Annotated in this window: 23 protein-coding genes, 3 tRNA genes and 1 pseudogene; 5 read left to right on the forward strand and 22 right to left on the reverse strand. The window is 61.1% G+C overall.

What is annotated here, in order from left to right; genetic code table 11:
- The first annotated feature begins 81 nt into the window (after window positions 1–81).
- On the forward strand, window positions 82–1,413 hold the full coding sequence (locus P273_RS0101880; RefSeq protein WP_024626805.1) for an O-acetylhomoserine aminocarboxypropyltransferase/cysteine synthase family protein: 1,332 nt from the start codon (window positions 82–84) through the stop codon (window positions 1,411–1,413).
- A gap of 161 nt (window positions 1,414–1,574) precedes the next feature.
- Here the strand turns inward: P273_RS0101880 and rpmG are convergent, their stop codons facing one another.
- The 13 genes from rpmG to P273_RS0101940 form a co-directional block, all read right to left on the reverse strand.
- A complete protein-coding gene (rpmG, locus tag P273_RS09760; RefSeq protein WP_015022386.1) occupies window positions 1,575–1,742 on the reverse strand; it encodes a 50S ribosomal protein L33 in 168 nt (55 codons plus the stop codon).
- A 46-nt stretch (window positions 1,743–1,788) separates the two neighbouring features.
- Window positions 1,789–1,862, reverse strand: a tRNA-Met gene (locus P273_RS0101885).
- Between the two features lie 4 nt (window positions 1,863–1,866).
- Window positions 1,867–1,938, reverse strand: a tRNA-Thr gene (locus tag P273_RS0101890).
- A 1-nt stretch (window position 1,939) separates the two neighbouring features.
- Window positions 1,940–2,021 (reverse strand) — tRNA-Tyr (locus P273_RS0101895).
- A 116-nt stretch (window positions 2,022–2,137) separates the two neighbouring features.
- On the reverse strand, window positions 2,138–3,133 hold the full coding sequence (gene nrdF, locus P273_RS0101900; RefSeq protein WP_024626806.1) for a class 1b ribonucleoside-diphosphate reductase subunit beta: 996 nt from the start codon (window positions 3,131–3,133) through the stop codon (window positions 2,138–2,140).
- Between the two features lie 170 nt (window positions 3,134–3,303).
- Window positions 3,304–5,499, reverse strand: coding sequence for a class 1b ribonucleoside-diphosphate reductase subunit alpha (nrdE, locus tag P273_RS0101905; protein WP_024626807.1), 2,196 nt, complete (start codon window positions 5,497–5,499; stop codon window positions 3,304–3,306).
- Window positions 5,500–5,550: 51 nt separating this feature from the next.
- Window positions 5,551–6,048 (reverse strand): class Ib ribonucleoside-diphosphate reductase assembly flavoprotein NrdI, encoded by a 498-nt coding sequence (nrdI, locus tag P273_RS0101910; RefSeq protein ID WP_024626808.1) that lies wholly within the window; start codon window positions 6,046–6,048, stop codon window positions 5,551–5,553.
- Between the two features lie 175 nt (window positions 6,049–6,223).
- On the reverse strand, window positions 6,224–7,219 hold the full coding sequence (nrdF, locus tag P273_RS0101915; RefSeq protein ID WP_024626809.1) for a class 1b ribonucleoside-diphosphate reductase subunit beta: 996 nt from the start codon (window positions 7,217–7,219) through the stop codon (window positions 6,224–6,226).
- Between the two features lie 65 nt (window positions 7,220–7,284).
- Window positions 7,285–7,773, reverse strand: coding sequence for a class Ib ribonucleoside-diphosphate reductase assembly flavoprotein NrdI (gene nrdI, locus P273_RS0101920; protein ID WP_024626810.1), 489 nt, complete (start codon window positions 7,771–7,773; stop codon window positions 7,285–7,287).
- Window positions 7,774–7,951: 178 nt separating this feature from the next.
- Window positions 7,952–9,052 (reverse strand): histidinol-phosphate transaminase, encoded by a 1,101-nt coding sequence (locus tag P273_RS0101925; RefSeq protein ID WP_024626811.1) that lies wholly within the window; start codon window positions 9,050–9,052, stop codon window positions 7,952–7,954.
- A gap of 119 nt (window positions 9,053–9,171) precedes the next feature.
- Complete coding sequence (gene groES, locus P273_RS0101930) at window positions 9,172–9,465, reverse strand: co-chaperone GroES (protein ID WP_015022393.1); 294 nt, start codon at window positions 9,463–9,465, stop codon at window positions 9,172–9,174.
- A 178-nt stretch (window positions 9,466–9,643) separates the two neighbouring features.
- A complete protein-coding gene (locus tag P273_RS0101935) occupies window positions 9,644–11,074 on the reverse strand; it encodes a hypothetical protein (protein ID WP_024626812.1) in 1,431 nt (476 codons plus the stop codon).
- A 76-nt stretch (window positions 11,075–11,150) separates the two neighbouring features.
- Window positions 11,151–11,804, reverse strand: a complete 654-nt coding sequence (locus P273_RS0101940; protein WP_024626813.1) for a GNAT family N-acetyltransferase — start codon at window positions 11,802–11,804, stop codon at window positions 11,151–11,153.
- Between the two features lie 80 nt (window positions 11,805–11,884).
- On the opposite strand from P273_RS0101940, the gene P273_RS0101945 reads away from it, so the two are divergent.
- From P273_RS0101945 to mscL, 4 genes and pseudogenes are all read left to right on the forward strand, one after another.
- Window positions 11,885–12,562 carry a 5-formyltetrahydrofolate cyclo-ligase gene (locus tag P273_RS0101945; protein WP_024626814.1) on the forward strand — a complete coding sequence of 226 codons (678 nt, stop codon included), beginning with the start codon at window positions 11,885–11,887 and terminating at the stop codon, window positions 12,560–12,562.
- A 101-nt stretch (window positions 12,563–12,663) separates the two neighbouring features.
- Window positions 12,664–12,876 (forward strand): FmdB family zinc ribbon protein, encoded by a 213-nt coding sequence (locus P273_RS0101950; RefSeq protein ID WP_024626815.1) that lies wholly within the window; start codon window positions 12,664–12,666, stop codon window positions 12,874–12,876.
- A 72-nt stretch (window positions 12,877–12,948) separates the two neighbouring features.
- Window positions 12,949–13,287, forward strand: a pseudogene (locus P273_RS10230) (SAF domain-containing protein); the annotation flags it as partial.
- 571 nt (window positions 13,288–13,858) lie between these two features.
- Window positions 13,859–14,386, forward strand: coding sequence for a large conductance mechanosensitive channel protein MscL (gene mscL / locus P273_RS0101960; RefSeq protein ID WP_024626817.1), 528 nt, complete (start codon window positions 13,859–13,861; stop codon window positions 14,384–14,386).
- 9 nt (window positions 14,387–14,395) lie between these two features.
- Here mscL and P273_RS0101965 read toward each other — a convergent pair whose 3' ends face one another.
- The 9 genes from P273_RS0101965 to P273_RS0102005 form a co-directional block, all read right to left on the reverse strand.
- Complete coding sequence (locus P273_RS0101965; protein WP_081709208.1) at window positions 14,396–14,641, reverse strand: hypothetical protein; 246 nt, start codon at window positions 14,639–14,641, stop codon at window positions 14,396–14,398.
- Window positions 14,641–18,348: a helicase gene (locus P273_RS0101970; RefSeq protein WP_121914065.1), complete on the reverse strand. Its 3,708-nt coding sequence runs from the start codon at window positions 18,346–18,348 to the stop codon at window positions 14,641–14,643. The genes P273_RS0101965 and P273_RS0101970 overlap by 1 nt, the downstream gene beginning before the upstream one ends.
- An 8-nt stretch (window positions 18,349–18,356) precedes the next feature.
- Window positions 18,357–19,931, reverse strand: coding sequence for an FHA domain-containing protein (locus P273_RS10145; RefSeq protein ID WP_024626820.1), 1,575 nt, complete (start codon window positions 19,929–19,931; stop codon window positions 18,357–18,359).
- A 394-nt stretch (window positions 19,932–20,325) separates the two neighbouring features.
- The gene (gene rplL / locus P273_RS0101980) at window positions 20,326–20,706 is read right to left on the reverse strand and encodes a 50S ribosomal protein L7/L12 (RefSeq protein WP_015022403.1); all 381 of its coding nucleotides are present in this window, start codon (window positions 20,704–20,706) and stop codon (window positions 20,326–20,328) included.
- A gap of 103 nt (window positions 20,707–20,809) precedes the next feature.
- Window positions 20,810–21,331 (reverse strand): 50S ribosomal protein L10, encoded by a 522-nt coding sequence (rplJ, locus tag P273_RS0101985; protein WP_024626821.1) that lies wholly within the window; start codon window positions 21,329–21,331, stop codon window positions 20,810–20,812.
- A 280-nt stretch (window positions 21,332–21,611) separates the two neighbouring features.
- The gene (mtnN, locus tag P273_RS0101990; RefSeq protein WP_051354083.1) at window positions 21,612–22,346 is read right to left on the reverse strand and encodes a 5'-methylthioadenosine/S-adenosylhomocysteine nucleosidase; all 735 of its coding nucleotides are present in this window, start codon (window positions 22,344–22,346) and stop codon (window positions 21,612–21,614) included.
- Window positions 22,347–22,410: 64 nt separating this feature from the next.
- Complete coding sequence (locus P273_RS0101995) at window positions 22,411–23,631, reverse strand: 3-deoxy-7-phosphoheptulonate synthase (RefSeq protein WP_024626823.1); 1,221 nt, start codon at window positions 23,629–23,631, stop codon at window positions 22,411–22,413.
- Window positions 23,628–24,773, reverse strand: coding sequence for a 3-deoxy-7-phosphoheptulonate synthase (locus P273_RS0102000; RefSeq protein WP_024626824.1), 1,146 nt, complete (start codon window positions 24,771–24,773; stop codon window positions 23,628–23,630). The genes P273_RS0101995 and P273_RS0102000 overlap by 4 nt, the downstream gene beginning before the upstream one ends.
- A gap of 146 nt (window positions 24,774–24,919) precedes the next feature.
- The gene (locus P273_RS0102005; RefSeq protein ID WP_024626825.1) at window positions 24,920–26,284 is read right to left on the reverse strand and encodes a C1 family peptidase; all 1,365 of its coding nucleotides are present in this window, start codon (window positions 26,282–26,284) and stop codon (window positions 24,920–24,922) included.
- Between the last annotated feature and the right edge of the window lie 59 nt (window positions 26,285–26,343).

The raw sequence follows: 26,343 nt of genomic DNA on the forward strand, positions 1-26,343 counted from the left end.
TTGCCCGAGACCCTGAAAGAAGATTCGATGGTGGGCTAGCGAAGGATTCACGACCGGACATAAGCAGAGGAAGACACCCGCATGAGCAAAGGATTTGCAACAAAAGCCGTCCATGACGGCTATGACTGTCAAAGCCAGGGCGGAGGCGCGGCCAGCGTCCCCATCTACCAGTCGGCAGCTTTTGACATGGTCACCGCCGACCGGGGCGATGCCCTGGCCGCCGGCGAAATTCAAGGGTTCTCTTACTCACGCCTGGCCAACCCCACGGTCAAGGTCCTGGAGGAGCGTCTGGCCAGTCTGGAGGGTGGCAAGGGGGCTGTGGCCATGGCTTCAGGGATGGCCGCCGTGTCATCCACCCTCATGTGCGCAGCCGAAGGTGGCGGGAGGCTGATCTCCCCTGTCGATCTTTATGGAACCTCCGTGGATACCATGAAGACCTTCTTTCCCAACTTCGGCATTGAAACGGATTTTGTGGACGACATCAACGATCTTGACGCGGTGGAATCCCTGATCCAGGACAACACCAGGGCCATCTTCGCCGAGTCCGTGGCCAATCCGTCCACGGCCATAGCTGACATCCCCGGCCTGGCCGACCTGGCCCATCGGCATGGGCTGGCCCTGATCATCGACAATACGGTGCCCACACCGTACCTGCTCAACCCGATCGACTTCGGTGCCGACATCGTCGTCCATTCGACCACCAAGGGGATCAGCGGCCATGGCAACTCCCTGGGCGGGGTCATCGTGGATGCAGGACGGTTCGACTGGGGCAACGGCCGCTTCCCACAGATGAGCCAGCCCGAACTGATCATCAGCGACGAGCGGCACGGGTCCATGGTCAGCTTTCTGGATGCCTTCGGCAAGATGGCCTTCCTCCGCAGAGTCCATACCAAGTACCTGCACACCTTCGGAGCGGTCATGAGTCCCTTCACCGCCTACCTGCAGCTGACCGGCCTTGAGACTCTGCCCCAGCGGGTCGCCACCGAGGTGAAGACAGCGACCACTCTGGCCCGCCACCTGCTGACCATTCCCCAGGTGGAGCAGGTCAACTATTCGGGCATTCCCGAGGGTCGGCACCAAGGGAATGCAGACCAGCAGGACCGCCTGGCCTCGACCCTGCTGCCCAAGGGTGTCGGCACGATCCTCTCCTTCAAGGTCCAAGGAGGCTATGAGCAGGTCAAGCGCATCGTGGACTCGGTGCATCTCATGAGCTACATGCCTAACATCGGCGACTGTCGCACCCTGATTGTGGACCCGGCCAGGATCACCCACAGGGAGGTTCCAGAACCCTACCGCCTCAGCGCCGGTGTGGGCGACGACCTGATTCGAATCTCCGCAGGCCTGGAGAACCCGGACGACCTGATCGCCGATCTGGATCAGGCATTTGCGACCGCCTACCAGGGCACTCTCTAAGGCTGAGTCCCCTACATCACCAAACCCGTTCTGCTCCCAGCAGTATCTTCAGATAATGCGGAGTAGGCATATAGGCAGATTTGCATAAAGAAGAACCTGTACATAAAAAAAGGACCCGGCCAAATGGTCGGGTCCTGATGAAGCCAAAAGACGGGAAGAACTCAGCGGGTCTCCCGGTGCAGGGTATGCTTGCCGCAACGGGGGCAGAACTTCTTGAGCTCCAGACGGTCAGGAGTGTTACGACGGTTCTTGGTCGTAATGTAATTACGCTCCTTGCACACGGTGCACGCCAGCGTAATGCCAGGACGGATATCTGCGGCTTTTGCCATGGTTCACCTCTATAGTCGTTGCACGACCGACGTATGTCGGCCACAGTAGCGAGGAAGAGACTCGAACTCTTGACCTTACGATTATGAGTCGTACGCTCTAGCCAGCTGAGCTACCCCGCCAGAGAGCCTCGGGTGAGAATCGGACTCACGACCTCTTCCTTACCAAGGAAGTGCTCTGCCACTGAGCTACCGAGGCGTGGCGGATAGAGGATTCGAACCTCTGAAGCATTACGCGGCTGATTTACAGTCAGCTCCCTTTGACCGCTTGGGAAATCCGCCATGCCGCACTAGAACCGGAGCTCCGTACGGCAACTTGCCTATAATGACATGTTTTTCTGTTTTCCGCAAGTCCCGCTCCAACGTCGTGTCTTCCCCGTCAGAGCGGGACGGATGGGTCAGAAATCCCAGTCCTCGTCGTCCGTCTCCACGGCCTTGCCCATGACGTAGGAGGAGCCCGAGCCGGAGAAGAAGTCGTGGTTCTCGTCGGCGTTGGGGCTCAGGGATGCGATGATGGCGGGATTCACATCGGTGGTGTCCGAGGGGAAGAGAGCGGGATAGCCCAGGTTCATCAGGGCCTTGTTGCCGTTGTAGCGCAGGAACTTGGTGACGTCCTCCACCAGGCCCACCCCGGAGTACAGGCTCTCGGTGTATTCCACCTCGTTGTCGTACAGGTCGCCCAGGAGCTCGTAGGTGTAGTCGCTCATGGCCTGGCGCTCGGAGTCGGAGACCTTGGCCAGCCCCTTCTGGTACTTGTAGCCGATGTAGTAGCCATGCACGGCCTCGTCCCGGATGATCAGACGGATCAAATCGGCCGTGTTGGTCAGCTTGGCATGGCTGGAGAAGTACATGGGCAGGTAGAAGCCCGAGTAGAAGAGGAAGGACTCCAGCAGGGTGGAGGCCACCTTGCGCTTCAGGGGGTTGTCGCCCTCGTAGTAATCCAGCACGATCTGGGCCTTGCGCTGGAGGAACTCGTTGTGCTCGCTCCACTCAAAGGCAGCGTCGATCTGAGGGGTGGAGGCCAGGGTGGAGAAGATGGAGGAGTAGGACTTGGCATGGACCGACTCCATGAAAGCGATGTTGGTGTAGACCGCCTCCTCATGGGGGGTCAGTGCATCCGGGATCAGGCTGACGGCACCCACGGTCCCCTGGATGGTGTCCAGAAGGGTCAGGCCGGTGAAGACCCGCATGGTCAGGGTGTGCTCCTCCTCGCTCATGGCCTGCCAGGAGGGCAGATCATTGCTGACGGGAACCTTCTCAGGCAGCCAGAAGTTGCCAGTCAGACGGTCCCAGACCTCCAGGTCCTTCTCGTCCTCCAGACGGTTCCAGTTGATGGCAGAGACCCGGTCGATCAGCTTCAGCGGCTGCCGGGGAATGGAAATGGGTGGGACCATGGTTGATTGCTCCTTGTTGGATGGGTGTTCGACAGTGCGAAGCGGATCATGACTGGACCGTCAGTCTACCGCATGGACGGACCCGGCCTGTGGATGTGGATACCAAAGGGCCGGCGCCGCCCCCAAAGACGGCACCGACCTGGGATTGCATATGCCTTGGGCCAGACGCCTTAGAGCATGCAGCTTACGCAGCCCTCGACCTCGGTGCCTTCCAGCGCCTGCTGGCGGATCCTGATGTAGTAGAGGGTCTTGATCCCCTTGCGCCAGGCGTAGATCTGAGCCTTGTTCAGGTCGCGGGTGGTGGCCGTGTCAGGGAAGAAGAGGGTCAGCGAGAGCCCCTGATCCACATGCTGGGTGGCCTCGGCGTAGGTGTCCACGATCTTCTTCCAGCCGATCTCGTAGGCATCCTCGAAGTAGTCCAGGTTCTCGTTGGTCATGTAGGGAGCCGGGTAGTAGACGCGCCCGATCTTGCCCTCCTTGCGGATCTCGATCTTGGAGGCGATCGGGTGGATAGAGCTGGTGGAGTGGTTGATGTAGGAGATGGACCCGGTCGGGGGGACGGCCTGGAGGTTCTGGTTGTAGATGCCGTCCTTGAGGATGGCCGCCTGAAGTTCTTTCCAGTCCTCAACCGTGGGGATGTGGACCTGGTACTGGTCGAAGAGGTCCTTGATCCGCTGGGTCCTGGGCTCCAGGGAACGGCTGCCCTCGGTGTACTTGTCGAAGTAGTTCCCTTGGCCTGCCGGCTTGGCGTAGTCGGACTTGGGGAAGGAGGCGAAGGCCTTTCCCCGCTCCACGGCCAGGGCATGGGAGGCCCTGTAGGCGTGGTAGGCCACGGTCATAAAGTACATGTCCGTGAAGTCCAGCCCCTCCTCGGATCCGTAGTGGATGCCCTCGCGTGCCAGGAAGCCATGGAGGTTCATCTGACCCAGGCCGATGGCATGGCCTTCGTCATTGCCCCGCTTGATGGAGGGGACGGCCTCGATGTTGGTGTGGTCGGAGACGGAGGTCAGTGCGCGCACCGAGGTTTCGACCGTGTCAGCCAGGCCGCCGTCCATGGCCTTGGCGATGTTCAGTGATCCCAGGTTGCATGAGATGTCGCGGCCGATATGCTCATAGTCCAGGTTCTCGGAGTAGGTGCTGGGCTCCTGGACCTGCAGGATCTCAGAGCAGAGGTTGGACATGGTGATCCGGCCGTCGATGGGGTTGGCCTTGTTGACCGTGTCCTCGAAGAGGATGTAGGGGTAACCGGACTCGAACTGGATCTCGGCCAGGGTCATGAAGAAGTCGCGGGCGTCGATGTACTTCTTGTGAATCCGCTTGTCCTTGACCATCTCCTCGTAGTGCTCGGTGATGGAGATGTCGGCAAAGGGCTTGCCGTAGACCCGCTCCACGTCGTAGGGCGAGAAGAGAGCCATGGGCTCCTTGCGCTTGGCCAGCTCGAAGGTGATGTCGGGGATGACCACGCCCAGGGCCAGGGACTTGATGCGGATCTTCTCATCCGCGTTCTCCCGCTTGGTGTCCAGGAAGCGCATGATGTCGGGGTGGTGGGCCGACAGGTAGACGGCGCCGGCACCCTGGCGGGCGCCCAGCTGGTTGGCGTAGGAGAAGGAGTCCTCCAGGAGCTTCATGACCGGGACCACGCCGCTGGACTGGTTCTCGATGTGCTTGATGGGTGCACCCATCTCACGCAGGTTGCTGAGCAGCAGAGCCACGCCGCCGCCCCTCTTGGACAGCTGCAGGGCGGCGTTGACGCCACGGGAGATGGACTCCATGTTGTCCTCGATGCGCACCAGGAAGCAGGAGACCGGCTCACCGCGCTGGGCCTTGCCCAGGTTTAGGAAGGTGGGGGTGGCGGGCTGGAAGCGGCCGGAGATGATCTCATCCGTGTACTTCATGGCGGCCTGCTCGTCCCCGTCGGCCAGCTCCAGGGCCACGGCCACGCAGCGCTGGGGGAAGTCCTCCAGGTAGCGCTTGCCATCGAAGGTCTTCAGCGCGTAGGAGGTGTAGAACTTGAAGGCACCCAGGAAGGTCTCGAATTCAAAGCCGCTCTCGGCCGCATGCTGATAGATCTTGTCCAGGAACTCCGGTGTGTAACGATCAAAAACCTTCCGGTCGTAGTACTCATGATCCAGGAGGTAGGCAATCCTCTCAGCCGTGGAGGGGAAGGTCATGGTGTTGGGCCCCACGTGCCGGTCCATGTACTGGCGCTCGGCCTCGTGGTCCTTGTCGAACTGAATCCTGCCGTCCTTGTCGTACAGGTTCAGCATGGCGTTCAGGGCATGGTAGTCGTGAGCCGGATCGAAGGTCTCCTCATCCTCGGATGCGGTCCTGTCCAGGGCCAGGGACGTGTCCTCGTTTGCTCCCATCGGGTGTCCTTTCATGAAAATTACGGTGATAGTGCGTGTAATGCAATTGGCTCAGGACTCGGGGTGGTTGCGGAAGAAATCCACAACCCCACGACGGACCTTCTCCTGGTCCTCCTTGGTGCCCATGAGCTCGAAATAGTAGAGGAAGGGCACATTGCACTTGCGGGAGATGATGTCCCCCGCCATGCAGAAGGCCTCCCCGAAGTTGGTGTTGCCCGAGGCGATGACCCCGCGGATGCCGGCCCGGTTGGCCGGATCGTTCAGAAAGCGCTTGATCTGCGGCATGACCGCCTTCTTGGCTGATCCGCCCCCATAGGTGGGAACGATCAGGATGTAGGGCTGCCGGATGTTGAGCGGCGGATCCTTGGGCCTCAGAGGGATACGGAAGACGTCGATCCCCTCCTCATCCAAATGGCAGCTGGCAATGAACCGGGCGGTGTTGCGCGAGGCCGACGAGAAGTAGACCACGGCCCCCAGGCGCTGACCTTGGGCGGCGAACTCGGGAGCACTGAGCTCCGAATCAATTCCGGCGGTCTGCTGTTGCTCCATGCTTCCTCCTGATCAGGCCATCCAGAGCCTGTCTTGACGGTGAAGCCCGTCCTGAGGACGGACCGATCAGGACCCGCCCAGCGCGAGCCTGAACTACTATATGTGCTGTTGATATCGGAAACGGTGAGCATATCTAGGGTTTTCTGTGCCCAATATCACACCGGTTCCGATTCGTTCAGAAGTCCCAGTCGTCGTCGTCCGTGGACTCGGAGTGCCCCATGACGTAGGAGGAGCCCGAACCCGAGAAGAAATCGTGGTTCTCGTTGGCCGATGGCGATAGGGCCGCCAGAATCTCCGAACTGACATCGGTCTGGTCGGCTGCAAACCGGGCCGGATAGCCCAGGTTCATCAGCGCCTTGTTGGCATTGTAGCGGACGAAGGCGAAGACATCATCAACGAAGGGGAATCCCTCATAGATCTGTCCGGAGTAGACCATCTCCAGGTCGTAGAGCTTGTCCAGCAAATCGTTGGTGAACTTCTCCAGCATGGCCTGGTCGGCCTGGGTCCTCTCCTCCAGACCCCGCTGATACTTGTAGCCCGAGTAATAGCCATGGATGGCCTTGTCGCGCAGGATCAGCCGAATCATGTCAGCCGTGTTCATCAGCTTGGCATGGCTGGAGAAGTAGAGGGGCAGATAGAAGCCCGCGTAGAGCATGAGGGAGGAGAGCATGGTGGAGGCCACCTTGCGCTTCAGGGGATCCTCGCTGACGTACTCGTGCAGGACCGTGTGGACGCGCTCCTGGAGGACGTCGTTGGCCACGGCCCAGCGGTAGGCCTTGTCGATCTCCTCGCTGGAGCAGAGGGTGGAGAAGACCGAGGAGTAGGACCGGGCATGGACCGACTGCATGAAGGCGATGTTGGTGTAGATGGCCTGCTCCTGCTCGGTGCGGGCGTGATCGATCTGCACCAGCTCACCGATGGTGGCCTGGGTGGTGTCCAGCATGGTCAGTCCGGTGAAGACGCGGACGGTGGTCTGACGCTCATGATCGGTCAGGGTGTTCCAGGATGGGATGTCGTTGGACAGCGGCACCTTTTCGGGCAGCCAGAAGTTGGAGACCAGGCGGTTCCAGACCTCCAGATCCTTCTCGTCGGTGATGTTGTTCCAGTTGACCGGACGGATCCTGGCTTCAGGGGTGACACGGTACTGGGGCGGGGTGATGGACTTGCGCATCATCTCGTCGTCGGCATAGACACCGGCCTCTGGCTTGGTGCTCTCTTTGGTGCTTTCCTGCTGGCTCATGACAAAACCGCCTTTCGTGAATCAGTCGACTGCTGCTGGAGCTGCACTCCCATTCCGGCCAAAATGGCTCTGACCGCCTGAACATCCTCCGAGGTGCCCAGCAGCTCGAAGCGATAGAGCTCGGGGACACCGCACCGGCGGGCTATCAGCGGGCCGGCCGCGCAATAGGCGCTGCCAAAATTCCGGTTACCCGAGGTGACGACCCCGCGGATCAGTCCGCAGTTGACCGGATTGTTCAGGAAGTGGATGACCTGCTTGGGCACGGCCCCCTTGGCTGACCCACCGCCATAGGTGGGCACCAGCAGAAGGTAGGGCGCATCCATAACAGGCATGGGCTGGCGCCGCTCGTACAGGGGGATGCGGATGGGCTCCTCCACGCCCAGCCGCTGTACAAAGCGGTGGGTGTTGTTGGAGACGCTGGAGAAATACACCAGCCTGGAGGCACCATCGGGAGGATCGTGCCGATCCATATCTGCTGAAGACATAGGGACTGCTGCTCCTTGGTAAACACTATATATTGGATTGACTTGGCCAGCCAACCACAATATATAGGTTTATCCAAGACGACACAAGTTCACAGAAGCAAAACCGCCTCCGCTGTGAGATTCCATACAAGGACGGAGACGGCAAGCATTTGCCTTTACACTCGCACCATGGCGACCGTCAGTCAGAGATTGGCCCCTGCGGCAGACCCTGTCGCCGCAGGTCGGCGCAAACCTCCAGGACCCGGTCGTTGGCCTCCCGCTCCCCCACGGTGATGCGGATGCCCTCACCAGGGAAGGTTCTGACCGACAGGCCTGCATCGCGGAAACGCTGATCAGCCTGCGTGGCGGCCTGACCCAGAGGCAGCCAGTAGTAGTTGGCTCGAGGTTGGGGGATATTCCATCCCTGCTCCTGCAAACCAGCCAGGATTCTGGCCCGTTCCTGCTTGAGTGCCTGGACCCGTTCGGCCAGGCGGTCCTGTGCGTCCAGGCTGGCCATTGCCGCCGTCTGGGCCACATCGGAGACGCCGAAGGGCAGGGCCACCTTGTTCATGCCGGCAATGATCGGCTCGGCAGCCACGGCGTATCCAATCCGCAGCCCCGCCAGTCCGTAGGCCTTGGAGAAGGTCCGGGCCACTATCACATTGGGATGCTCGCGCATGAGCGACAATCCGTCGGCGCGGTCAGGGTCGTCGTTGAACTGTATATAGGCCTCGTCAAAGAGCACCGGCAGGTCGGTGGGCAGGGCCTGCAGCAGACGTTCGGCCTGGTCGCGGTCGACGTTGGTCGCAGTCGGATTGTTGGGATTGTTGACGATGACCAGTCTGGTGTGGTCGTTGACCGCGGCGATCATGGCATCGATGTCATGCCGCCCCTCTTTATCCAAGGGCACAGGCACCCCTGTGGCTCCAGCCGAGGTGACGATGATGGGATAGGCCTCGAAACTGCGCCAGGGATAGACCACCTGGTCGCCATGGCCGGCCACCAGGTCAACCAGCTGGGTAATGACCTCAGTGGACCCGCATCCCAGCTGGATACATGCGGGATCCACCCCGTGCAGCTGGGCCAGCCGCTCTACCAGACGGGTGCCACGCATATCCGGATAACGGTTCAGATGGCCCAAGGCCTGTTCGGAGACGGTCTGAACCACGCCCGGCAGGGGCGGATAGGGGTTTTCGTTGCTGGAGATCTTGTAGCTGGTCAACCCGGGAACGGCTGGTGCCGGGCTGCCCTGCCGGTATCCGGGAAGGGAATCAATGCTGGCGCGATGACGATAGTACATGGGCACCATGCTAGTGGCCGCCATATGCTCCTGCGGTGTCTGTTCCGCTGCACGGTCCTCCCGAGACGCGAATGGCCCCCGGTCCTTGCGCAGGACCAGGGGCCACTATCACCGTCTCTTTACTTGAGGATGGCCAGAACGTCGCGCGCGGACACGATCAGGTAGTCCTCGCCGCCGTAGTTGACCTCGGTGCCGCCGTACTTGGAGTACAGAACCTTGTCGCCAACCTTGACATCCATGGGGATGCGCTCGCCCTTGTCGTCACGACGGCCGGGGCCTGCCGCCAGCACCTCGCCCTGCTGGGGCTTCTCCTTGGCGGTATCGGGGATGACCAGCCCGGAAGCGGTCTTGGTCTCCGCCTCAGCCTGCTTGATGACGATCTTGTCTTCCAACGGTGTGAGTGAAATCGACACTGTGGACCTCCTACATCTTGTGAGAACAGCCAATGAACCCACGCCGGAACGTCGATGAGAGGCTGACGAACACTCACCACGCATTCCTTTGCGCTACAAGTCATAGTAGCGCGAAATTAGCACTCTGCCAACTTGAGTGCTAACGCTGGTGGTGAAAGAATGATCGCCGATTGGTCCCTCAGGACTTGTCTGCCGGACGACGCCGAGCCAATATGGCCTCCACACCGATGGACAGGGAGTCCTCGCTGCGGTCGGGCACCTCGACCTGAGCCTGCATCTCCCTCTTGTGAAAGTCGTCGGGCTGCCCATCGGCCTTCTTCTTCTCGGGGGGACGGGCCACGGAGACCTGCCGGGTGGACTTGATCTCCAGGCTGTGAGGACCCTCGTCTTCGTTATTCTTGCCGCCCTTGTCCGATCCCTCACCACGGGCTGAACCCAGGGAGAAGGAGATCAGATCCTGGCCCGCCGCCATGCCGAAGGCGTCCAAGGCCGGAGAGGGATTGATGCGCTTGAGTTCATTGGTGGCATCGTCCTGAGCCTTTGCTGAGGACGATGATCCCCCGGATGTGGAGGACTGAGCCGACGAAGCTGAGTGCACTTTGCCGGCAGACGCAGAGGCCGATCCAGACTTGCCTGACCGGGTAGCAGCGGATTGCACGGATGCCGACTGCGGAGAGGCAACTGACTTGCCCACTGACGACTTGGGCGCTGCTGGCTTGGAGGCAGCCTTTTGAGCCCTTGAAGATTTGGTAGTTGCCGGCTTCGAAGCCTCCGGTCGAGAAGCCGTTTGTTTGGCTGGGGTCCGTTCAGAGGCTTTCTTGGTAGTGGACGGCTTGTTCGACATATGTGCGGTCTGTGCGGCTGTCTTCTCGCTCGACTTGACGGACCCGGCCGAACTCTTGGCCTTGCTGCTACTGACTGCAGACTTCGCAGGCTTGGCCGAATTGTGCTGCCTGGCCTTGAGGGCTGCCTGCTGATCAGCCTTGGCCTGGGCCAGTGTTTGACGAATCTCACCCTGATCGAGCACATCCGTGGCAGTTTCCGTGCCGCCCTCATTCTTGGCCTGCCCAGGTTTGTTGGGGATCCTGCTCTTAGTCAGAATGGCTGCCTGCTGACGACGCTGCCGGGCACGCCGCTGGGCTAAATTGCGCTCCCAGGCCCGGGCCTGGGCCGAAGCATGCGCGCCGGCGGCCAACACCACTACCACCAGTGCCAGAGGAATCAGCGTAAACCATGGGCTGTAGCCCACAAGGAAGGAGCAGCCGGTCACCAGCAGGGTGATGAGCAAGAGGGCAAGAACCAGGATGCGACGACGACGTATGGCCGCGCGGCGCAACTGTCTGATCTGCTTGATGCGCTGGGCTTGACTGCGCCGGTTGCCATCCTGCTGCCCTTGCTGCATGACCAACCCTTTCACCGTCCTCGACTGCCTGTCGCAGAACCTCATGCCGTCTTCCCGACCCACCATGTGCAGGGAGGTGGAAAGCCTGTCCTGGCGATGCTCCGAGGCCCGCTTCATGCCCTTGACGGTGCGAAACGGCAGCCAACCCAGCACCAGAATCACCGCAATCACCAAAACCACGATGCTGCTGAGTGATTCATAAACCATAGGTACTACGTTAGTTGACGGTATGCCCCAAGCGGCAAGTCAAACTCAGCGTGTCGACCATGTCCGTCCCAGGGGCTCATAGACGAGCCAGCAAATCCGGATCGAATTGGTCGCTGATCCAGGCAAAGGTCAGGTGGTCCCGCCACTGTCCGTTGACATACATGTAACTGCGGCGCAGCCCCTCCGGCTCCATGCCCAGCTTCTGGACTACGCGCAGGGATCGTTCGTTTTCAGGCAGAATCGCCACCTCAAGCCGGTGCAGATGGGGTCCCCTCCTGTCTCTGAATGCCCAGTCAGCCAGCATGGCCAGAGCCAGGGGTGCGAACCCATGACCAATCCAATCCTGATCCACCCAGTAGCCCGCTGTCGCTGTACGCATGGATCCGTAGCGGATGGCGCCCAGGGAAATCTGCCCCACGATGCTCTGATGAAACTCCATCAGAAAGACCGCGGAAGTGCCCTCCTGCCGGGCACGCTCCAGCTCCTGCATCCACTGAGCATAGGTCATGCCAGGCCCGTGGCGGGGATCCCCTGACTCCCACGGGGCCAGCCAATCGCGATTTCTCCATCGGACCGCGTTCCAGGCTGCTTGGTCGCCCTCGCGGATGGGCCTCAGTAGGAAGTCCCCATGACCCGGGGGCGCAGTCAGACCGTCAGGCAAATCCAGGGCATGGTCCGAACGGGCTCGGGAACCCTGCCAGACCTGGCGGAAGGTATGCAGAACCGACATGACTCCATGTTCTCACCGAACGGCAGCTGAGGCAGACATGCGTCCACCAGGGAGAACCCCCTGCTGGTAGAACTGAGGACATGAACGAGCAGGAACGCATCGATAGGGACAAGCAGGATCGACGCAGCCGGCTGCTTGAAGCCCGACGACGTATCGACCCGACCCAGTGCCTGGACGCAGGGCGCAAGCTTGCCGATCTGCTGGCAGGCCAGGTACTTGCCAGGGTCGAACGCTCCCGAGGCGGCCAAAGCCTGACCGTAGCTGCTTTTGCCTCCATTCGCGGGGAGATAGCCATGGACCCCAGCCTGGACCTGCTACTGGGCCGGGGCGACCAGGTGCTCATCCCCATGCTGGGAACAGGCACCCAGGTAGGTTGGGGTCGATTGCAATCCCGGCAGGATCTGGATGACATGAAGCGGATTCCAGGTTGGCGGCCTGACGAACCCGATATGCCTGCCCTGCCGGCACGGGTCTTGGGTAAGGCCGATCTGATTCTGGTGCCAGCGCTGGCCATCGACCATGCCGGCATTCGTCTGGGTCGGGGCGGCGGCTGGTATGACCGGGCTCTAGGCCTGCGTGCCGAACAGTCCCCAGTGGTGGGCATCTGCTGGCCCGGCGAATTCGTGGAAGCCCCCCTGCCCCATCTGGACCATGATCTCCCCGTGGATGCAGTCCTGACGCCTGAAGGTTTCACGCCCACAGCCACAGGTCTGTCACGAAGGCCCGGCACAGACCATAATGGTGATGAACAAGGCTGACGAGAGGCCCGGTACCGATTCTTCTGGTCGAAGCCACCACTAGGATATTGGGTGTTGAACCAATCGTCGCGCGAACCGACCATCAGCGGAGGGAAAGAACGGTGCCCACCTATCATTATCGCTGCAAGAACTGCGGATACGACTTCACCAAGGAGCAGTCCTTCAACGACGAACCCATCACCATCTGCCCCAAGTGCGGGCAACAGCAGGTCCGTAAGATCTTCTCCGCAGTGCCCATCGAGTTCAAGGGCCATGGCTTCTACCGGACCGATGGAGCCTCATCCTCTTCTTCGAGCTCCACAAGCAGCAAGTAGACCAAGAGGCACATTCGACCACATCGACCATGCAGACCCTGACGCCGGCCAAGCTTCTGGCAGGCTGGGGACATGGTCGATTTTTCTATTTTCAGCAACAAGGGTAAGCCTTCAGCGGCAGCCGGATCCCTGACCCGCCGACGGCGACTTTTTCGGCTGAGGCGCCTGGGGACCGCCCTGGCATTGGGGCTGGCAGTTTTCTGCACCTTGCAGATCCTGACCCAGGCCCAGGGCCGCCTGTCTATACTGGTCGCCGCACGACCCATTGCACGAGGATCAGCCATCGAACCTGCCATGGTTGAAACGCGGATCATGCATGGCAGGGAAGGTCTGCCCGGCCTGATCTCCTCGTTTGCACAAGTCCGCGGACGGCGGCTGATGATCAGCGTCCATTCGGGGCAACCGCTGACCACGGCCATGATCAGTAGCAGACCGGCACAGCCACCCGGAACGACCCCGGTGACGGTCCGCCTTGCCGACGATCCGGGCAACCTGCAGGCTGGCGACCAGGTGAGTTTGCTGGCTTCGGGGAACTGCCCAGCCGCCGCCAGCCCGCATCCCGCCCAAGACCGACCAGGTTCTGATAGGACGCCAGGGATTCCCCATAGCCAGCAAGCCAGCGACCTGCAGACACCTACTTCCGGGCAGGCCTCAGACGGCGGACACTGCATGATAGCCGAGAAAGCTCTGGCGCTACAACCGGCGCAGACAATCCCCAGGGACCGATCCGACCCGGAAGGACGGGAGGGCGACCAAGTCCGGCAAGCGTCCCAGGCCGTCTTCGCCCTGAACGCTGGTCAGGCTCTACTCTTGTTGTCGCTGGATCCATCCACCCCCGTCATCGCCATCCGCCCCGACAACACTCCCGCACCAACACCCTCTAATCATGTCGGAAAACCGAAACCATTCTGGGCCCGCGATAATGGAGGAAGAAGCAGGCATGGGCACTCCATGCCTCACATCAGCTACGGAAGGATGCAGGATGGCCTCGATCAATCAGGTGGCGGCCAAGGATACCGCCGAAGCAGTCCACAAAATCTCACAGATCAGCAACAAAGGCGTGCTGGGCGAATTCAAGCAGTTCATCTCGCGCGGATCCATGGTGGATATGGCCGTGGGCGTGGTCATGGGTTCGGCGGTGACCAGCGTGGTCAACGCCATCGTCAACAATCTGATCAGCCCGCTGATCGCCATGATCTTCGGCAAACCGGACCTGTCAGGACTCCTGACCATCAGCTACCGGAACGCCACTATTTCCTTTGGTGCTATTCTGACGGCTCTGCTCAACTTCCTCTTGATCGCCATCGCCGTCTACTTCTGCATCATCATGCCCATCAACAAGCTGCGGCAACTGAGCCGGGCAGCCTCGGGCATCAAGGACCAGCCCAATGCACCCAGCCCGCAAGACCAGAGCCTGCAGTTGCTTCGCCAGATCGCCGACGATATCCACCGGTCAACAGGTGCAGACAGGCAACAGGACGGAACCGAACTGCCCAAGGGTCAGGATTAGGATCAGCGGTCAGTCGCCACGCTCATTGGGGAAGAGCCCCCAATGCGGAGGTAGCTCGCCCAGGATCCTCCGGTCATCCCCGTCAAGACGATCCTGCGCGCAGACCCGGTCCTGAGGATCTTCCTCGATGCCATCGACATCGAACCGTTCCCTGCCTGGTCGAACCACCCGGTGATGCCGACGCGGGCGCGAAGTTGCAGGCCCATCAGGCTCACCGGTCTGCTTCCCGCGTTCTGGCTGATCATCCTTCGCCATTAACGCGCCTGCTGGTAGATATCGGCAAGGCGGGCGACGATCCTGTCGGCTTCTTTGTCGGGGTTGACAAAGGCCGAAACGCTCCAAACGGTCATGACCGACCATCCGAGATACTGCAGGTCCTCGGTGGTGAAACGGTGACGTTCCCGGGTGGACTGGGTATGCATGAACTCGGCGTCGTCTGTCAGCACCGCCAAAGCATAGGGCTTGTTCTTGAGCCCGACCACCAGCGGAATTCTGGGCGCCTGGTCGTACCCGTAATCCAGGGCTACATCCAGCCCTCGGGTCCGCAGCCGCTGGGCCAGATCCCGGAAGAGCACATTGGTGGACTGCTCGGCCTGCTCGGGTCGGACCGGTTCCGCATCAGGGTGCTCAGCCCAGGTCAGCAGATCCTTGAGCAGACGCGGCCCGGGCTGGTGAAGGCGGTCGTCCTCCAGATCCTCGGCGGAAAATGCCGCGACGATGTCCAGATTCCGATCCGGCAGAACAAGAGCATCCAGCAGCATACCCTTGCCCCCTTCGCCTTCCAGATCGCCAAACTGCTGCAGGAGACGGCCGTGAGTGGTCTTGGCAAAGCCCAGAGTGAGGATTACATCCGTGGCTCGAGCACCACAGACCTCGTCAATGCCGACGATGCGTACATGCCGCAGGAACTTGGCGAAAACCCTGTCCTTGGCTGCTGCTGATTTGAGTTCGGCGCCCAGCCGGGAACGATGGGTTGCCGACAGGGTGACCACAGTCAGCAGATAACTGTTCGGCACCAGGGAGAAGGATCCTGCCCTGCGCTTGAGCATGTCGACAACGGCAGCGACCTCCTGTTGACTGGACTCGACCAGACCGGTGGCCATGACCGGGACGCCAGCGCCCTCCACCCTGGTCAGGGTCACCCTGCCAGGTTCCCGACAATCGGGGACAGGTGCCGACAGATCCCCATAACCGTGATCCTTCAGGAAGGCGTCCAACCGAGTCGAGCGGCGTGAGGGACGGGCTTTGACGGTGACCGGGACCAGATGGTCGATCAATTGCAAAAGGCCATCCGAAGTGATGGTAGGCCGGTGGGCGATGACCGCCACCTGCCGGGCCCGAGCCAGCACAGTCAGCACCTGGATGGAGGGCATATGGGCCCCGGCATCGATGATGACCGTGTCAGCCAGCTGTGTCGGATTGGTCCTCGTTGCCAGTGTGGCCGGAGTCGCGATGATGATGGGCTTGGCTGCCGACAGTATGCCAGGGTGGGCCTGTTGGAAGACCGCAAGGGAGGCACCGGGGTTGCCGGCTAGCATGGTGTGCAGCTGATTGGCCTCCTGGGTGCGCGAGAAGAGCAGCTCGGACAGACGCTTTTCGCTCTCCTGGGCAACCATGGGCCCTACGCTGGCCACATGCTGGGCATCCACCTGGCTGAAACGGTCGGCTGCATTGGACAGGGCGGAACCATCCTGGTTGGAGATGATCTGCGAGGAGCGCATGATGTCGTCGAAGACCGTGGTCCACCAGGCCAGTTGCAGCTCGGCACGTACCGCCTTGCCTTCAACCTGACGGTTGCGCAGGTCCTGGACCAGGTCCTGCAGCCCTGCCTCGTTGAATTCACCCTCCAAAGCGCAGCGCTCGGGCAAGGTATCCAAGGCTGTATGGTCGTCAAAGAGCGCCTTGAGCCGCTCCTCCACCTTGTTGAAGTCCATGGTCTCCAGATCGCCGCCTGCCGGAGTCGAGTCCAGGACGGTGTCCAGAGCTGTCATGTCGCGGATCAGGGATTCCTGCGTGTCGATGATGACGTCCAGTTTGGGCGGCAGGACCGGCCAGCCGCCGTGGGGGACGAAGGTCCGCCACTGCTCGGCCTGCTTGGAGACCACCACCAGCGACTCATGCAGATCCTCGACCTGGGCGCCGGGCCTGAGCAGGCTCTTGGCCTCCTTGACCAGACGTCTACGTTCCCAGAATCCCAGATTGGTGCCATTGGCCTTGCGATCGGCCTTGGACTTGGTGGCCTCGATCATGGCGGGGATGTCGCGCTCGAAGATGGAAGGCTGGAAGACATCCAAGACCCGGCGCAGGTTCTTGAGAACCACCACCTGCCGTCCCCAATCCTTGACGGTGGCCGGCACAGGGAATCCGCAGGTCTCTACAGTGGATTTGACCTGCTCACGGGTGTCCGGCAGAAGCCGCTGCAGAAGACGAACCACGCGGGAGTAAGCGTCCACAGCCTCGTTCTCGCTGACCAGGGTGGCGCCGTACCAGGGGGTGTCCTGGGGACCGATGACGAATTCACCCAGCTCGGCAGCCCTCTCCAGCTTGTCCGCCCACGTATCCAACTCGGGCTGCAGGTTGTGGGCCGTAGCCGCGCCCAGACGGACACGAGTGGCAGGATGCGTAGGCATATTGGCAATGTTGGCCAGATTCTGAATGGTCTGGTAGGCCGAAACCCCCCAACTGGAATCCACCCCATGCAGATCGCCCAGGTAGCGGGTCAGTCGGGAGCGGACACCCACAAGCTCGTCAGCCACCTGATCAAAATGCTCGCTGGACTTACCGGGTTTGAACCCCACTGCATCGATCAGTCGTTGGTCCAGGATCCTGCCCAGTTGGTCGTCGGTCAGATCAAGGGCCATGTCAGCCATCCCAGCGGCATCCAAACGATGCTGGAAACGCCGCTTCTCCTCCACCACGCAGGGCACATAGAGCACGGTCCTGCCGGCGGTGACGCAGCGCGAGGCAATGGCCAGGGCGTCATCGGCGCTGTGGCGGCCGGTCTGCTCATCCACGAGCACGCTGTGCCCGGTCGCCACCAGCTGGGCGGCATAACGGACCCGGTTGTCCACATCTCCAGCCTCAAACTCGCTGTGAGGGTCAGCATCGAAGGGGCTGTAGTCGGGCACTGGTCCGCCCTTGAGCCGCTCGGAGGCCGCCTGGTCGCCAGCCAGGGCATCCAGCAAATCGTTGCCGGTGGATCCAGCGGTCATCCGGTCCAGAATCCGCAGGCTTTCGCCCAGCAGCTGTGCCGATGGCTCGATAAAGCACCCCAGAACGATTTTCCGCTCAATGGTGAAGTCGCTGATATGCGGCGTGATCAGAGCCGTCATGTCCTTGAAAAGCGATGAGGTTTCAGGGGTGCCGCCCTGATAATGGGAGGCGGAAAACAGACGATCCGGATCCAGGGTGATGCCCCGCTCGCGCATGGCCGAGATCAAAGCAGGATTAAGATCCACCTTGCCTGTGAATCTGATAGAGGCCCTGGAGGCCCCCTGTGTGCTCTCATCGATGCGCACGGGATAGAGCAGTACGGGCATGTCGCGCCCCTGCCAGGCAGCCACCCCCACCACCATGGAGAGCTGGGCGAAACCGCTGGCACGCTCCTTGGCAGCCTGATCATCCAGAACCCGCTCCATGCGACGGTGGGCCGCACGCAACATGCCGCGATCCCGGAAAAGCGCATCCAGATGAACCTGGCCGCTGGCGAAAAGCTGGGCAATCCCGGAAGGATGCGCGTGCGTCAGATCCATCTGCGCGGCCAGCTGCGACACATTCTCCAAGGGAGTCAGTCCCACCTGGTTCTGATAGTCCTGGCGCCATCCCCGGATTCGCTCCAGGGGAGTCAACGGAGCCTTGACCTCTTCTGCCGCGCGCTCGGAGGCGGACCCAGCCGTTGATGCCTGTGCATCAGCCCGTTTGTCCTCTTCCGATCCACCGGTGCTCATTACCGTCTCGCTCATCCGTCCACTCACTTCCGCACGGCGTTCAGATATTCGTGATACCCGTCATTGTTGCGCAGGGCCGCGTCGATGTCCTGGTCGCCCTGAGCCTCCAACCAGGCGTACAGATCATCATAGAGGGCCGGATTCATCGCCAGGAAGGGCAGCAACTGGCGATGCTTGGCCATGGCGAACTGCAGGGCGAAATCCCCGGTGCGTTTGGCATCATCGGAGCTCATCCCATCCACTTCGATGGCCTCCTGACCACGGTCATAGTCACCCTTGGAAACCCGCTCAAAAACGGATCCAGGCTCGAAAGCCGGCTGATACCGCTGGTCATCATCCGGCTGATCCGCTGGCTGAGGACGCCGATCCTGATCTGACTCCTTCTTGGAAAGGCGGGCCAGCTCTACGGCTCCCAGCGGAGTGAATCCCTGGCCCGTGTCCGCTTCGCTCACCCGGCCTTGCCGAGATTGACCATCTGCATAACCCCTGCGGCCGGAAGCTGCGCGATCATCACGATGATGGCGATCATCACGGGCATCGCGAGCATCCTGGTCATAGCGATCCTGATCGGGGGCCGATTCAGCGGAACGGGAACGACGAGCATCAGCGAAAAGATCGCGATCGACCGGCTGGCTATCCTCCTCGCGAGTGCCGACCAAGGGCAGACTCTGCTCGGATTCGCGTTCCTGCCATGGCAGAGGCTGGCGGGCTTCGCCACCACGCCGGTCACCTTCGCGGTCCTCGAATACTCCATCATCCGGCTGGTCGGAATAGGCTCCGCGAGGGTATGATTCCTGGCCCTCAGCCGAGCCGACATCGGCCAGTCTCCTGTCGGTCTGGCCATGCTCGGCTGAATCAGCATTGTCAGAATACCGAACTTGCTGGCCTCGGGAATCTGCTGGCTCCGGTCTTCCTGAGAAAGGCGACGACGGATTGCCCTGTGAACCGCGAGCGGCTGGGACATTCCTAGGACGATCTGGTGAAGCGCCTCCGGCCTCTGGGGAGGAATCGGCTGTCTTGGCAGCGCCCAAGGCCATATCGTGAAGGGCAGTGACCCGGTTGCGAACCCCGTCGGCCTTGAAGATGCCAGTGGGCTCGCCGGCGCGCATGTCCAGAATGTCGTCGACGGACATTTCAGCCGCATCAGGCTCCACCATACCCCGGGGCTGTGTGGAGTATGAGAAGAGGTCAGGCACCCGGGGCGAGGGATTGGTCGTATCCTCTTCGGGATTGTTGATGCACACGAAGTCGACCGGGACATCACCGAACTGGAAGCGAGCCGAGCTGCTGGACAGGGGGAAGGCGGCATCCACAGGCAGCCTGACCAGGGAGCCGTCGGACTGGATCAGATAGGAGCCGTTGGTGGAACCCATATCGCGCAGGGTGGCCAGACCGTCCTGGTCGACGGAAAAAATGGCATGTCGTTTGGACATGGATTTAGTCTGATCAGGCACCTCCAGACGGCGCCGACCGTCATCGGCCAGCGGACGCAGGGGCTTGCGGCCAATCTCGACGGTCTCGCCAGGCTTGAGCCGGGTCTCTTCCGCCCCATTGAACTTGATTATCCACACCTGCCCCGGTCGCCGATCGTCACTCACGTTTTCGACCTCCCAAATCTGCAGCCGCCTTCACTCGGTACTACCGCCTATTCTGTCATGAAACCCAGAGATAGGATTGATTGCGTGCCGAATTACCTGATAAAGGACACATGAGAGGCTCGCAGGCATAGCACACCTCTTGGAGCCGTCCGGATCGGGAGTATCTGCAAGTCTGATTGTGGTAAACGGCAGGTGGTTCATTGCCTGCCATGAATCAATTTAGACACTTCGATCCACTCTTGTGCGGAAAGCAAGCGACTCATAATCGTTTGGTCCAAAGCCGACCCAACAGGCACACCCATCCCCCAGGGTATGGCCGGGTATGGGAAAGCCCCGAGCCGTCGGTGACGACACAGGGCTTTCCAGCATGCAAGGGCTCGGAAAGAGCCGATGACTACTTGAGCTCGACGGTGGCGCCGGCCTCTTCCAGCTGAGCCTTGGCCTTGTCGGCGTCCTCCTTCTTGGCACCTTCCAGGACGGTCTTGGGGGCACCGTCAACCAGAGCCTTGGCGTCGGCCAGGCCCAGGTTGGTGATGGCCTTGACGGCCTTGATGACCTGGATCTTCTTGTCGCCGATAGCGGAGAGCACGACGTCGAACTCGGTCTTCTCCTCCTCAGCAGGAGCAGCAGCACCGGGAGCGGCAGCGGCCACGGCCACGGGGGCGGAGGCCTCGACGTCGAACTCGTCCTCGAACTTCTTGACGAAGTCGGACAGCTCGACCAGAGTCATTTCCTTGAACGCGTCGATGAGCTCGTCAGCGGAGAGCTTGGCCATAATGGCTTCCTTTCATTTGTGGCGACCGGCATTGACTGGTAGGCCGATCACCGAACATCTTTTTTTGTGTTTGCCGTATGGATCCGGGCCAGTGGCCGTGGACTCAGGCGGCCTTTTCCTGCTTCTCGCGCAGGGCGTCGAACGTGCGCACAGCCTTGGTAGGCACAGCGACGAACAGGTTGGCGGCCTTGGACATGGTGCCCTTGAGCGCGCCGGCCATACGGGAGAGCAGAACATCGCGGGATTCCAGATCCGCGATCTTCTTCATGGCATCTGCATCAGCAACGGCTCCATCGATGAAGCCGCCCTTGACAATCAGTGCCGGGTTGTCCTTGGCGAAATCACGCAACGTCTTGGCGGCATTGACGTAATCACCCTTGACGAAGGTGATGGCGCAGGGGCCGGCAAGCATCTCATCGAGACCCTCGATTCCAGCCTCTTTGGCCGCAATCCGGGCTAGCGTGTTCTTCGCCACGTTGTAGGAAGTATCGCGGCCTAGCTTGTTTCGCAGATCGGCGACCTGCGGAACACTGAGCCCGCGGTACTCGGTGAGGATGATGGCATCGGCGTCACGGAACTTGTCCGTCAGCCTGGCGACAGCCTCTTCCTTTTCGGGCCTTTTCATGGCGTTCCTTCCTAGACAGACCTCTGGAGGGAGCCGGACGACCGAGCATGGCAGGCAAAAAGAAAGCCCTGCCGACAGGCAGAGCGGAAAACAGGCCACGAGGACCAATTGAAAACTCAACCTGTGCTGGCTCGATCAACCGAACTTAGGAGACCCAAGGGTCCCGACCAACGGTCTTTGGTATGCAAGGGGTAATAATACACAGGTCAGCTGCAGCCGTCAAGTTCACAGGCCCATAGGTGCCAAGCTGCACGGCCGAGGGCTCCTTGCTGATCGGCGCTCAGAGCCCGCGCACGATGCCCAGCACCAGCCTGGCGGCCGTGTCGGCATATTCGGAGATGTCGAACTCGCGGAAGACCTCATAGTCGGTGTCGGCATTGTCGCTCAGAGCGCGAATAACCAGGGCTGGCACCTTGTTGCGGGCCGCCACATGGCAGACAGCTGCTCCCTCCATCTCGACCGCATCGGCCCCGGTCTGCTCCTTGACTTCGGCAATCTTCTCAGGGCTGTCAACAAAGTAGTCACCTGTCGCAATGGTGCCGACGATGTGCTTGATCCCCATGGAGTCCAGGGTCCGGCTTGCCAGATCCAGCAGATGAGGATCCGAGTGGAACTCCTCGGTGCCGGGGGCCGACTGGGCCACCAAGCGCATATCAGTGTCCAGATACCGCAGGGTGCCTCCAAGGACCACGTCGTTGATGTGCAGATCCTTGTTCAGGTTGCCCGCAATACCAGAGAAGATAACGGCCCTGGGATGGAAGGCATCGATCAAATACTGTGTGGTGGCGGCGATGTTGACGGTGCCCATGCCACCCACGGTGGCAGCCAGACGAACCGGGCCGTGTGCCCCATCAAGGGTGCCACATATGACCTTCAGGCCAGCATCACCAGCATGGGGATCGTGATCCGCCTGCTTCAGACCTCGGCCGATCAGGGCCACCTCCTCATCCATGGCCCCGATGACGGCAACCGGCCGCCGATCTTCACCCTTCAGGGAAGCATCCGCTTCGCTCATACCTGACTCCTTATCCAAGATTTCACCTGCAACTGCAGCCCGACCAGACTACTGCAGGCGCAAGTCAACGAGCCACGCTTCGACGGCGGTCCACTGCTCCTGCCAGCTCCTCCAGCAAATCCTGGGTATCAGGCCAGGAGATGCAACGGTCGGTGATCGAACACCCGTAGACCAGCTGGTCCAATGGGGCCGGCTTCTGATTGCCTCCGCGTATGAAACTCTCCATCATCAGGCCAGTGACGCCTTCCTCACCGTCACCTATCCGCCGGGCCAGCTCATGGACAACCTGAATCTGGCGCCGCTCGTCCTTGCCGGAATTGCCGTGGGAAGCATCAATGAGCAGTCCGTGGGCAGCCGCGCTGTCCTTAGGCATGCGCTTGCGTAGCACGGCAAGGGCTGCCCGCACCGAATCCTGATCATAGTTGGGGCCGGACTTGGAGCCACGAAGGACCAGATGGCAGTCGGGGTTGCCCATGGTCGCCACTGCCGCAGCCTGACCCTCATGGTCTATCCCGAAGAAGGTGTGGCGCTGAGAGGCCGCATAGCAGGAATCAATGGACACATCCACGCTGCCGTCCGTGGCGTTCTTGAAGCCGATGGGCATGGACATGCCACTGGCCAGCTGCCGGTGGACCTGGCTCTCCGTGTTCCGGGCACCAATGGCCCCCCAACTGACCGCATCAGAAATGTACTGCGGCGATGTAGGCTCAAGAAATTCCGTGGCCGCCGGAAGTCCGGTTTCCAGCACCCCTAGCAGAATGCGCCGTGCCAGGACCAGGCCCTTCTGGATGTTATAGCTGCCATCCAGGTCGGGATCGTTGATCAGACCCTTCCAACCGACCGTGGTCCGAGGTTTCTCGAAGTAGACCCGCATGACGATCAGCAGCCGATCCTTCAACCGCTCATTGACGGCCGACAGACGACGAGCATAGTCCAGTGCGGCATCGGGGTCGTGGATGGAGCAGGGGCCCACAATGACCAGCAACCGGTCATCCCGCCCATGCAGGCAATCCACGATCTCCTGCCGGGAGCGGATGACCAGGTCCTTGGCCGGTCCATCCAAGGGATAACGAGTCAGCATCTGCGCGGGCGAGGGCAAACGGTCAAGCTCAAAAACTCGCCTGTTGACGATCCGGCCTATGCCTACCTCGTCCTCCCACCTGGGCACGTTCCCCGTCTGCAGGGGGTTGACGCCAGCCGCCAGCGCCTTGTGCACCAGTTCAACTTCATAAGCCTTACTGGGTCGGGGCAGGGGCTCCTGCGGCTCGTCCTTCATCCGGCTCATGCCTTCATCCTTTCCCGACGAGCTTGCACAGCATCGGCCAGGATCTGCAGCAGTTCCTCGGTCCTGTCCCAGGAAATGCAGGCGTCGGTGACGGACTGGCCGAAGACCAGCTGATCCAGCGGGGCCGGTTTCTGGTGGCCGCCCTCAAGAAAGCTCTCCATCATGATGCCTGACAGGCCCTGCTCACCCTTGGCGAGGCGGTCTGCCAACTCTTCAACCACCTGGGCCTCACGCACTGGATCCTTGCTGCAGTTGCCATGGGCTGCGTCGACGATCAGGCCCCGGCAGGCTCCAGGACCCAGCGGAGCCTGATGCATGGCTTCCAGGGCGGACCGGACGGATTCCGAATCGTAATTGGGGCCATGGCTGGAACCGCGCAGAATTATGTGGCAGTCAGGGTTGCCCCTGGTCTCGGCAGCGATGACATGGCCGTCCAGATTGATGGACAGGAAGTGATGCTCGGATGCTGCTGCCAGGCAAGAATCAACCGCTGCCTTTACGCTGCCCTCGGTCGAATTCTTGAAACCCATGGGCATGGACATGCCGCTGGCCAGCTCCCTGTGGACCTGGCTCTCCGTGTTCCGAGCACCGATGGCCCCCCAGCTGACCGCGTCAGAGAGATACTGTGGGGTGATGGGATCCAGCCATTCTGTGGCCGCCGGGATCCCCTGTCCCAGAACCTGCCAGAGCACCTGACGAGCCAGGCGAATCCCCTTGCGAATGTTGAACGTTCCATCCAGGTCGGGGTCATTGATCAGCCCCTTCCAGCCCACCGTGGTCCGGGGTTTCTCAAAGTAGACCCGCATGACGATCAGCAGCCGATCCTTCAATCGCTCATTGACCGCCGACAGGCGACGGGCGTACTCCAGCGCAGCCTTCGGGTCGTGGACTGAGCAGGGGCCGGTGATGACCAGCAGCCGGTCGTCCCTGCCATGCAGAACATTGCGAATGGCCTGGCGGGAGTCCCGTACCAGCTCCATACGCTCCGGATCCAGGGGTCGCGAGCGCAGAAAAACCCTGGGAGCCGGGATGGGATCCAGCTGACGAATGTTGACATCCACTGTTTCGGGAAAGACGGCCGTATCGGCAAAATACTGCCGCTCCTCTTCCGGGATGATATCCGGTTCCTTGACGAATGCCACGGTCGCTCTCCTCTCTGTCGTACTGCGACGATCTTGCCCGAATTCCTTATGACCACCCGCATCCGGACCAATGCGGACGGTTCGTTCCCGCAGCCCATGCAGACCGCGGAAACGAACAATTAGATGGATAAATTAGGTGTGGTTGCTCAGGCTAGGGCACCCATGGGATCCCAGGCGGGCAGCATGATGGCCTCTTGATCGAAGGCCTGGCGATACTCCTCGGACAGCATGGACTTGGGCACGGCCACCTCGTAGACATACTGGCTGAACCAGTCGTCGCTCATAGTGAAGTAGCCCTTGTTGGCGATGTCACCGCCCCAGGAGTTCTCCACCCTCCAGCGGTTGGTGGTCCGGCCGTCGTCGGCCACATCCACGCCCACGAATGCCATGGCATGGTTCTGGGCCGAATCGCCGAAGCGCACCCTCTGCTCCTTGTCCATGTCGAAGTCCACTCCGTAGACCCTGCCATACTCGAACAGATCAGTCGCCCACTGACCGGCCTTGCGGTCCATCATGGGGTGGCAGTCGGCGCCGAACCAGACCGGCAGGCCCTGCTCGCTCATCAGACGACGGGCGCAGTCCTTCATGACCTCTACAGGAACGTTCAGGTACTCGGTGGGATCGCCACCAGCAACGTTGCCCAGATGTTCGATGCCAATCTTGCGGCCCTTGGGGTGCTCGGGGCGTGGATCGTCGACCAGGCAGACATAGTCTTCAAGCCCGGCATTCACGTAGCGCTTCCAGAACTCCTGTGGGGTGATCCGCCCATCCCGGTGGAAGACGCCGTCCTTGTCGGTCCACTCCCAGTCGAAGCTGGTGGGCGGAGTGCCCAGATGAATGGTCAGGATACGATGACCGGCCTCCAGGGTTCGATCGACGATCTCGTCGATCCCGTCCGGATTGGCCACCATGTGAGCCGTGGCCTGGTGGAGCAGGCGACGCAGCTGATCGTTCATCTGGCTGGTGTTCTGCGAGGAGGCGGTCTCGGGATAGAACTGCTTGGGCACTGCGCCGTACTTCTTATAGATGTTCATGGCCATGATCCACTGGCCGCCATCGCCCATGACGTCGCCCATCATGAAGCGCATGAGCTGGGAGTCGACGGGCTCGCCAGCACGCACCAGAGCCGCCACGTCGCGTAGGAAGTAGTTGACACGCTCAAGCTTGTCATAGTACATGGCGTAGTTCTGGGACAGCTCGAAATCACCCATGGGGTTGGCTGTGCTTTCACCATCGATGTTCAGCGCCTTGCGGGCTATGAATCGGGCTACGTTCAGCGAGCTGAAGAGCCAGCAGCGGCCGGAATGCGCCTGCGAAGTGACCGTGCCATTATCGATGCTGACCGAAAATCGGTGCTGGAGCAGACGGGAGCGGTTATAGTTGTGGGCCACCTCGTCAATGCCTACCTGAGTGACGGCGTTCATGGCGACGTGGTTGGCCTCGCGCTCATCGAAGGCGGTGCGCAGGCCCTCCAAACGGGTCTGATCCAGTGGTGTCAGTACTGATGTCATACGGTCTGTCCTTGTTTCCTTTCATGCGGATGTATCTGCATCCCTGCATCCAGCATAGC

This window comes from Bifidobacterium sp. A11, from assembly GCF_000499185.1.
Taxonomy (GTDB): Bacteria; Actinomycetota; Actinomycetes; order Actinomycetales; family Bifidobacteriaceae; genus Bombiscardovia; species Bombiscardovia mizhiensis.